7 protein-coding genes and 1 other annotated feature are annotated in these 10136 nt (G+C 52.5%); of the genes, 1 reads left to right on the top strand and 6 read right to left on the bottom strand.

Annotated elements, in window-relative coordinates:
- Positions 1 to 53: 53 nt before the first annotated feature.
- Positions 54 to 323, bottom strand: a binding site (T-box leader).
- Between the two features lie 129 nt (positions 324 to 452).
- Together FE784_RS30555 and FE784_RS30550 are read right to left on the bottom strand one after the other, a co-directional pair.
- Positions 453 to 1742, bottom strand: coding sequence for an ABC transporter substrate-binding protein (locus FE784_RS30555; protein ID WP_139606053.1), 1290 nt, complete (start codon positions 1740 to 1742; stop codon positions 453 to 455).
- Between the two features lie 58 nt (positions 1743 to 1800).
- Complete coding sequence (locus tag FE784_RS30550) at positions 1801 to 3600, bottom strand: right-handed parallel beta-helix repeat-containing protein (protein WP_139606052.1); 1800 nt, start codon at positions 3598 to 3600, stop codon at positions 1801 to 1803.
- Between the two features lie 656 nt (positions 3601 to 4256).
- Between FE784_RS30550 and FE784_RS30545 the strand changes: the two genes are divergently transcribed.
- Complete coding sequence (locus FE784_RS30545; protein ID WP_139606051.1) at positions 4257 to 5129, top strand: sugar phosphate isomerase/epimerase family protein; 873 nt, start codon at positions 4257 to 4259, stop codon at positions 5127 to 5129.
- Between the two features lie 428 nt (positions 5130 to 5557).
- Here the strand turns inward: FE784_RS30545 and FE784_RS30540 are convergent, their stop codons facing one another.
- The 4 genes from FE784_RS30540 to FE784_RS30525 form a co-directional block, all read right to left on the bottom strand.
- On the bottom strand, positions 5558 to 6019 hold the full coding sequence (locus FE784_RS30540) for a GNAT family N-acetyltransferase (protein WP_176706641.1): 462 nt from the start codon (positions 6017 to 6019) through the stop codon (positions 5558 to 5560).
- A 97-nt stretch (positions 6020 to 6116) separates the two neighbouring features.
- The gene (gene cntE / locus FE784_RS30535; RefSeq protein ID WP_425465577.1) at positions 6117 to 7319 is read right to left on the bottom strand and encodes a staphylopine family metallophore export MFS transporter CntE; all 1203 of its coding nucleotides are present in this window, start codon (positions 7317 to 7319) and stop codon (positions 6117 to 6119) included.
- 30 nt (positions 7320 to 7349) lie between these two features.
- A complete protein-coding gene (locus FE784_RS30530) occupies positions 7350 to 8489 on the bottom strand; it encodes a cysteine synthase family protein (protein ID WP_139606049.1) in 1140 nt (379 codons plus the stop codon).
- 16 nt (positions 8490 to 8505) lie between these two features.
- On the bottom strand, positions 8506 to 10116 hold the full coding sequence (locus tag FE784_RS30525) for an ABC transporter ATP-binding protein (RefSeq protein ID WP_139606048.1): 1611 nt from the start codon (positions 10114 to 10116) through the stop codon (positions 8506 to 8508).
- Positions 10117 to 10136: the final 20 nt, after the last annotated feature.

Here is a 10136-nt window from a genome sequence, read left to right as displayed (position 1 = left end):
TAAATATAAATAACCCCTCTCATCCTCAGGCGGCAGAAAACAACTGCCGAGCCTGAAGGGACGAAAGGGGAACATTTCGCGGTACCACCCTGATTTGCCAAGAATCTTGCGATTCCGGCCTCATGAGGCAAGGCTTCCCTTGCCTACGGCACGTTAACGTGTGCCATTCCGTTTGAGCCTACTCATCGAACCCATGCTTGACTCGACTTTCGATCAAATGCTCCGAGACGACCTCATACAAAGGGATTATGGCAAAGGTTTCAGCGTTTCCTTTGCTCTCTGGACATAAGAACCCTTGTATTTTTTCTCTTCATCGCAATTTATGATGGGTTTTATGATAGCACAAAGAATATTATCTTTCAATTGTAATGATTTGTCGCGTTTAAAGTTCTTCGCAAAGACCGTCCGCCCTGTGTATAACGATTCATGCTGCCCGCTGCAACCGTTAACGACTACTTCGCCTTTTCCGCCTCGATCTGCTTGTTGACCTCTTCTTCGATTTCCCGCAAAGCCGTATTGACATCTTTCCGGTCAACCGCAATGCCTCGCGTTCCTTTTCGGACCAGCGATGTTTTGACAATGGTATCATACTGCGTTGCAGGCACGGGGCTATCGATCGTATCCTTGAAAAACGCCTGCACATTTTTTCCGCGCAAGCCTTCGACCCCCGCTCCAAACTCGCTGACGGCCTTCTCGCTCTTGATGATGGGCAAGCGACCGATTCTGGACATCATCGTCTGCATCTCGTCGCTCAATATATAGTCGATCACTTGAAACGCTTGATCCTTGTATTTGCTCGTTGGCGGGATGGCAAAGTACGGTGCGTTGAACTGCGATCCTTTGTTCTCGAATCCCTTGAAGCGGGGAAGCGACACGACGTCCCAGTCGAATCCTCCCTTTGCGGCCACGGCCGGCAGCTCGCTCATATAATTCGGCCCCGTACGCATCGCCAGGGTCTGCTCCTTGACGAATTCGTCCTTCTCCGAAACTTGCCCGTTCAAGGCATTGCCCGGGATTGCAAAAAAGGCGGTCATCGTCTCCAGCCAATGCTTCCACCCCTCCGTATTCACCGCCGCTTTCCATGTTTTCGGGTCGACGTAAGGCAAGCCCAGCTGGTTTTTGAAAACCATATTCGTCTCTTCGAAACGGAACCCTTTGTACTGCACGCCGCCGTCCATTCGCGTTACTTGTCTGGCAACATCGAGCAGTCCTTCCCATGTCATGCCGTCCTTCGGATAAGCGACACCGAATTTGTCAAAAATCGTCTTGTTATAAAACAAGGCATTGTTGTTCAGCTCATACGGCATTAAAATGAATCGCCCGTCAAAATCCGAAAATGACCGCACATTTTGTTCCACGCCATCGGCCAATCGCGTCAAGTCGAAACCATGTTTTTGAAGAAGCGGTGTCATATCCGACACGAGCTGTAAATCTTTCAGCTTCGTTACGCCACCCAGCGAGTATGAAATGAGGTCGGGTACCTGACCGGCACTGATCGTATTTTCAATTTTGACTTCCCCGCCGTCAACGGTCGTTTTCAATTGGATATGAGGAAATTTTTTGGCGACCGCCTCGCGAATCTGTTCTACGAGCATAACCGAGTTGCTCGCCGCATAAAGATGGAGCGTCACCGGTTCTGTATGTATTTCCGCGGATGGCTGTGCTTCTTTCCCCGAGCAGCCCGCCATTGCTGCCGCAAAAATCAAAGCAGCGGACAACTTCCAACGTTTCATAGTAATCATGGATAGACCCCCTGTTTATTAGGAAAACCGTGATGCCAGGTTGACGTCATATCAAACGTCACACTTCTTCCCACACCCCGACTATGCGGGTTACCTCCCAATTCCCGTCCGTTCTGCCCCTCAAAGCCAACGACGCTCCTATCGCTTGAGACCGTAATTCTGTATCCGCCGCAGCGGTTAAACCCAATATTTGACCGCCGCTATGCGGAGCGATGTTAAAGTAATGCCCCTGCTCCACTCTGAATTGAAACGTATAATTTTCTTTTGCCGGAGGCAGGGTTAGCCGGATCTCGCCGGACGACCCCCGGTTCGTATGCGTGAAGCCAAGATGTCGCGTTTTTACCGTCGTGTTGGCGGTAGAATCGATCTCCTTCCATACATCGTGTTTCGCGACGATGTTCTCGGCCGTCGGGATTATCTCAAACATCGAAATGCTTTCCCCAAGCGATTCGCAGTTCACGTATTTGACATGGCGGGGGATTGCCGCATAGGCCGTCGAGATGGCAAACCCTCTTCGGATGATCGGGGTGCTTCGATCTTCCACGGATAAACATGCCTCATAGATCGCATTTCCGATCGTAGTCCGCGGCTGTCTCGAATCCTCCCTGATGAAAAACGACGCGCCGAAAGCCCCTGTATTCGCCGTATTGTTTTCGGTATTGCAAGCATAGGCCGCGCAGCCCCTGTAAACGGTTTCAACTCCCAGAGACGAACAGGACGTTTCAAGAAAGCCATTCCACAACTCGTTCGTTGCCGTACAGTCTACAAACTTCACTGATCCTTTTACATGATCGTTGCAATATTGAATGCAGTAGCCGTATTTATTGCCGCTCGTCCTGCAGTTGACGAATTGAATGTCGACCCGTTCGCTGGTGGCATCCAGCCGCGATAATTGAACCAGAAACCCTACCAGCTCGTTGTTATCCGCCCGACAATTCATAAAGACGACATGCTTCAGCATCCCGAACTTCGTATTGGGCTCCAAATCCACGCCGCATTGCGGAGAAGTTCCGTTCGACTCGCTGAACGTGCAATATTCCGCATACAGACCGTCTATGGAAGTCACACTTAAGCCTTGTCTTCTATTGTTGCTGCACTTCACTTGGATCAGTCTCACCTGTTTGGCGGGAGCATTGGTTAACGGATCGCTGCCGAGATAGATACCGTCCCCCCAGCAGTCCATGATGCAAGTACCGGCAATCGTTACATGCTCGCAGCCCAAAATATTGATGCCGTGCCCCCACTCCCCTGTCGTTCCCAGATGCGTCATGCGGTCGCCTTTTATGATGCCGCCCAAAATCTTTATATTTTTTTTGTTCTTTGCTCTGAAAATATTCGAATGAGTCGCATTGGAAGCCAGCCCTTGGATCACTGTATCCGCTTGCATGTGTATCGTTACGTTATCGTGCAGCTCGATACCGCCAGAGCTGCCGTCGCTCGTCGAACCTGCATCGACATAGTAAACGCCGCTCGGGAATACGACATGCTCGATCGAATGGTCCCTTGCAAAATCAAGCGCCTGCTGAATCACGGCTTGATCCCCGGTCGTTGCATTGCCTATCGCCCCGAAATCTTTAACATTCAACGAACGTTCGGAAAGGGTCTTCGCCAGATTTCTCGGCACAGCCCCCAATTCCGTCAAATCGCCGATCTTTTCCTGCAACTGAACGATATCCTCCTCCCATTCGCATTCGCATTCGCATTCTCCCAAAGTCGTCACTGGTTTGGCTCCATTCCCCAAGCCGTATCCTACTCCTCCGCCTAAAAGAGTCGCCGCGACCGAAACCGTGCCCGCGGCCCCAATCTTGAGTATGTGCCGTCTGTTTATCCGGTTTTTCGGATCTGTGCGATCAGCCATGACAGTCACCTCGTATCCCGATTTTTTTTGCCATTAGCAAAGTAAATCTTTATTTCATGCTAATAAAATCGTCCTGCCGCTTCTACATAACATTCCGGGAAGTAGTTATGTTTTTTGATGATCTGCCCAAAATCCGTATCACTTCGACAAACCTTGATTCCTTTGGCACTCCCCTTGCAGAAATGTAAGCGATTTCAGCATTCTGCATATTGTAGCGCTCACTCCGCGCTTCGTAAGCAAAACATCTAAGCCAAAGCCTGCTCCACAAAAGGAAGCGCAATTGGATGCTTTTTTGAAACTTCCTCGAAGGAATTCGGGACGTATACCCGGGCAGTCCCGAACCGGTTCAAGCCGCGACGCATCACAAGCCCCCTTCCGGCAACGTTTCCGCGCTTCGGAAAGGGGCACAATACCCGCATATTGTCAGCGGAACGAACAACGGCCAGCCGACCAGCACTTTGGCCGACAGCACCGTGCGGTAACCAATCGTCACATACTCTTGTCACGCTCGCCGAGCCACAGTCCGGATGACGCCCGGCGCCGATCCGAACAAAATCGGCCAAGCAAAAAGGATTTCCCGGCCGACCGGCGAAACCATAACGGGTTCGATAAATTTTACAGCTTGATTGTGCGAGCCGAAGGGAGAAATTTCGACGATGGCAGTACCTATCATCATGCACGTCAATTATTGCGAACAGGGCCAAATGATCGCGGAAATGTGCCAAAAGGCGGTCGATTGGGGTTTCGACGGAATCGAATTCCGCAGAAAGCGCAACGGAGTGAACGAGGAGCCAGAGGCTTATCTTGATGAAATAGCGTCGGGGGCTTCCCGTTCCGGGCTCAAAACGGTCATTTTCGGTTCCCCGGGACCGAACCTAACCACATCGGACGAGAAGGTCCGCGAAGCGGAGATCGAAAATACGGCTCGCTTTTTCCGGTTGGCCGCCGAGCGGTTTCAGCTGACGGTGTGCAACACATTTGCCGGCAGCCTGCTGAACGCCGATCCGAACGTCGTCGCCTCCGACTACGACAAGCACGGCTCCTTCGCCGCCACCGAGGAACAATGGCAGTATGCGGCCGACGGATTTAAGGCGCTTGGCGATTTGGCGGCCGAACTCGGCTTCCAGCTCGCCTTCGAATGCCACATGAACTACATTCACGATTTGCCGGCGGCGGCCCGCAAGCTCGTCGACGCGGTCGATCATCCGGCGGTGGGCGCGAATCTCGACTACGGGAACGCCGTCTATTTCCAAAAAGTGCCGGACTTGAAGGAAAGCATCCGGCTGCTCGGAGACCGGCTGTATTACGTCCATCTGAAAAACTCGGTCGGCATCGGCGGCGGCAAACGGTTGCCTACCGGACTGGCGGACGGCGAAATCAATCACCGGGCTTACCTGAAGCTGCTGAAGGAAGCCGGCTATGCCGGGCCGATCTGCATCGAAGCTCCGCGCGCCGGCGACCGCGAATGGTACGCCCAGGCGGATCTTGTTTATGTGAAGGCGCTGCTGAAGGACCTGGCGTGGGCTTAAGCAGCACAGGAGAAGCGGGTATGCCGGGAGAAACGGCATGCCCGTTTTTTTGTACTGAAACTGCGGCCCGGTTGAACCGTACGGCCCCTTCAGTATTTCATACACTTTTACTAGATTAGGAGGAAAACATGGACCCCGACCCGGAACGAGAAACGTTGCCAGAGCTTATGAAGAAAGGAAATCGATCGACCGTACTCGCGATGGTCGGCAACGCGTTTATCGCCGTCGTAAAGGAGCCGGCGCCGCCATGTGCGGCAGCGGAGCGATGTTCGCGTCGGCGATGCATGCGTTGGCGACAGCATCAACCATAGATTCGTATTCGCGGGGAGCATTCTCGCGTAGAAAAAAACGCCCCGCCGATTCCCGACCGGGTTCGGAGGCGTGATCAACATCTGAGCATTGAATGGTCTCGTTGAATGGTCTCGCCGCTATAGTCCGACTAGTTCCCGTCCAGCATATTCGTCCCATCTCTTGCTCATGTGCACAATCCGCTCCGATTCCCAATAACGTTCGATATAGCCCCGGGATTGCCAGAATGGATAACCTCCCGGCAAGAACAAGGATGTGTGCAAATAACTCTCCCTGTAACCCGCTTCTATCGCAAACTGTTCTGCTACCTCGTAAAGCCGACTTCCGACACCCATTCTTCGACTATCCGGGTGCATATAAAACTTGACGATTTCGCAGACCGGACCGCCCCCGATTGCGGCTTCCACTTCGGGAAACCGCCTGTCGTACGGTCTCACCGCTGCCGTGCCGATGATACGGCCGTTTACGCCTTCGGCTATGAAAAAACCGGCATTTGCAGGTCGTATATACACTTCTTCGAAAAAAGCCAGGTCGTGCGGATTCTCATGATAGGTACCTCTCGGGTATAAATCGCTCATCATCGCTAATACAAAACTTCTAATCTCCGCGCTCCTGCCTGTATCCGCAGGAAAAATTCGGCACTGCATGCCCTGATCCATAAGCGCATCCCTCCTTGTTTCATCCGGATTCGGCTTGCTGCTTCCGGCCTTCCAACGTTCGATTCAGCAACGCCACACATACTGCAATAGCCGCCAATACGGCGCTTACCGCGTACATCGTGCTATATGAGAACCGATCGGCGACCGGACCCATGGCCATGCCGCCCATCGAAACGCCGAGATCGGCCGTTGCAATGAATAAGCCGATACATACGTTGCGGGAAGCTCCCGGCAGAACAAACGTCAAATACGAGACCAGCGTCGGGTACAGCATCGCCTGGGCAAATCCGATCAGTACCGCCGCGGCATAAAAGACGATCGGCCCCCATGCCTGCGAAAACGACAACAGCAATGCGCCAACAGCTCCAAGCAGACAGATCGCTCCGACAAACCGTGCGTGCCATTTGCCATCGGAAGGAATGCGCTTGCCGAGCGAGAACCGGGCGACGACGATAACCGAAGCCTGTATCATCAAATACAGTCCTGCATGTCCATACGGGATTTGCCGGGCATACAACGGGATGAACGCCGTCACGGCTCCGAACACGACGGATGCGATCAGCATCAGCAAGCTGCAAATCTGTAACGGACGACTGCTCGCGATCCGGCTCAGTGCACCCCGCATACCCGTCCGTTCTTCGGATGAGCTTCCCTGCCGCCCGACGGCGTGCATCGGAACGCTATAGCCAAACAATCCCGTCGCCAGCGCAATGACAATCATGGCGACCGTAAAGCCGCTCATGCCTCCCCAGTCCCATATCCCGATTGCAATCAGCGGGCCGACTATCGTCGGCATATACGTAAACAGCGAATAAAGCGACAAACCTTGAGAACGCTGCTCCTCCGGCAGCGCGTCAATAATGCCGATCTGAAGCGCCATCGAAAAAAAAGCGGTGCATATGCCCTGCATCACACGCGCGGCAAAATACCCTTCCAATCCCGTAAAGGTATACAACAGAAGAGCCAGACCATTCACGACCAGCAGAATGCGTAGCACGGCGACAGGCCCGTGCTTATGAATCAGCAGACCGGCCCATGGCCGGAAAAACATGCAGGTGAACATGTAAGCGCCCATAATAAATCCGATGTGGCTATTGCTCGCGCCCAACGCTTCGCTCCGCACGGGCACGATGACATTCAGGATCGAATTGGCGCTGAAGAATAATAACGCAAGTGCATATAAGCGCAAAAAAGGCGCCGAAACGGCTTTGTTTATGACCATCAAAAACCTCCGGCCTCTCTCCCATGAGGTTCAGTCTATGTAAATGGAGCTCCCTTGATTGTAATATTCCCGGTTCAACACCTCCGAGTTCATACGCAATGTTGAATCCGGAACTTCCAAGCTATCCAATAGGTCTGATCTATAATTGGAGCAATCGGAAGGCCGCATGCTCCATGGCTGCAGTTGCCTGGCCATCGTGCGTATTGTTTCTGTATCGGCCGCGGTCGCAAAGCCTTGTTGCTCCATCCATTCGTCATTGAATAAGGTTTGTATGTAGCGCTCCCCCCCATCCGATACCATGCAGACGACACGATCCCCCGGTGCAAGCTGTTGCGCCACTCTGAGCGCGACCAGAGCGCATGCTCCGCTGGAAGGCCCCATAAGTACGCCTTCATGACGGGCAAACGCTCGAGCCGTGAGAAATGCTTGTTCATCGGCAATTTTATAGGCGCAATCAACAAATTCCATGTCCAAATTAACCGGTGTCCAGCCAAGTCCTATGCCGGGAATGCGATAAGAATCGGAATGGCCTCCAAATATGGCTGAGCCCACGGCGTCCACGCCGATGATTTGAACGTCCGGCGCATATGTTTTCAAATACTTCGAAATACCGCCCAATTGTCCGCCGGTACTTACCGCTGCAATAAATGCTTTCATGCCGCCAGGGCAGCTGTCCATAATTTCACGGGCCGTGCTTTTGTAGTGCGCTTCACTGTTAAGCAGATTGAAGCACTGGTCGGGACGATAACTATTTTCGATCTCTCTCGCAAGCTTGTTTGCAAGTGAAATTCTTGTTTTATGATAGCTGCCGCTGTCATCTTGCTCCGTTACGACGATCACCTCGGCCCCGAAGCCTTTCAAGAGCGCCAGATTGGCATTGGTCGTTTTCGGATCGACCAGCACGATTACTCGATAGCCTTTAGCCGCTCCGATCATGGCAAGGGAAATGCCGAAATTGCCGCTTGAAGATTCGATGATCGTGCCTCCGGGCTTTAACAATCCTCTGCGCTCGGCTTCATGGATCAGATAAATGGCGGCGCGATCCTTTATGCTTCCGCCGGGATTGTAACGTTCATATTTAAGCAGCACTTGACCTTCATCCGCTTTATTGCTGTTGGGGATCGTGATGAGCGGCGTATTGCCGATGGTCTCCAAAATAGTGACGATCATGTCCGATCATTCCTCCCTAATAAAGGCCTTCTTCCATATCGCCTGCACATTTGAGCAGCAATTGGGTATACGGCTGATTGCTTTCATGGAGCCGCGCGCTTGCCCGTTTCCCTTCACTGAAGCTTCCGTCGTTCATCACGGCGATATGGTGACAAAAGGATCGGAGAACTCGGATGTCGTGTGAAATCATAAGGATCGAAAATCCGAATTGCTTATGAAGACGTTGCAGCAGCGCCAATATTTGCGCTTGTACTTTCATATCCAAAGCGGATACCGCTTCGTCGCAAATCAGAACTTCCGGCTTCAGCACCAACGCTCTTGCAATCGCAATACGCTGGCATTGCCCCGTGCTTAACTGAGGGGGCCTCCTTGTTTGCGCTTCGCCCGTTATTCCCACTTCGTCGAGATAGAGCTTCGCCATCGCTTCCCGTTCTTTCCTGCAACCGATATGCAAGTATTGAAGCGGCTCTTGCACCAATTGCAAAGCCGTACGCCCTGGATTAAGACTGGCTCTGGCATCCTGGAAGACCAACTGGATTTGCTTGCAAATCTCGCGTTTTGGCTTGCCCTGCAGCCGGCTTATATCTGTACCTCGATACATCACGCCTCCTCCGCTCGGAGACTCCAAGCCCGTGATACATTTGGCCAAGGTCGATTTGCCGCAGCCGCTTTGCCCAAGAATGCCCAATATTTCTTTCTTGTTCAACGTAAGATTGACATGATGCAAAACACGCTTCTTCGGATGAAACGTCTTTTCCAGCTGAACGATTTCTAGCAAAGGCTCGTCGGGATGCTGCAGCTCGCGATCTCGCAAAGGCTTTGCGATGCGGGAGCGGGAAGAAAGCAATTGTCGCGTATAGGCAGCCCGGGGCTTCGCAAATACGGTCCCCGTGTCGCCTTCTTCTTCAATAACCCCTCTATTCAACACGATCACCCTGTCGCTGATCGCATTCGCCACGGCGATATCATGGGTAATCAGAAGAACGGTCAAGCCAAGCTCCTCCTGCATCCTTTTCAATAAATCAAGTACTTCTTTTTGACTCACCGTATCCAACGCGGAAGTGGGTTCATCGGCAATAAGCACCGCTGGCTTAAGACATAATGCAAGGGCGAGACAAATACGTTGACACATGCCGCCGCTGAGCTGAAACGGATAACGATCCAGGATGTTTGGCGCATCCGTAAAGTTGAGCATGCTCAACAATTTTGCGCTTATGGGCGCGACTTCATCCGCTGAAGCCATGCGATGGAAAAGAAGACTCTCTTTAAAATGCTCTTTTATGGAAAGAACGGGGTTAAGCGCTTGCTGTGCATCCTGGAAGAGCATGGCGATCCCTCTTCCCCGTATCCGCTCCCATTGTATGCTCTTGCTGGATAGATCCGCGATCATGGCGGAGCCGAGATGCAAGGCTCCGCCGCCGATATGCGCAGAAGGGGGAAGCAGCCCCGTGACGGCCTTCGCAATCGTCGATTTTCCCGACCCGCTTTCTCCCAACAGGGCGAGGATTTCGCCTTTTCTCAAATCGAAGGCCAGATTATCCAATATGTTGATGGAATGTTGGTTTTGCTTGTAGCTCACTCGCAGGTTTTTGACCTGCAAGATCGTCTCCCCTTCTTTATTCGACATGTCCCATCCTCCCGAACGTT

The sequence above is a fragment of the Paenibacillus hemerocallicola genome (assembly GCF_006265175.1).
Classification (GTDB): domain Bacteria; phylum Bacillota; class Bacilli; order Paenibacillales; family NBRC-103111; genus Paenibacillus_AB; species Paenibacillus_AB hemerocallicola.
This window is presented reverse-complemented; position numbering and strand designations above follow the sequence as displayed.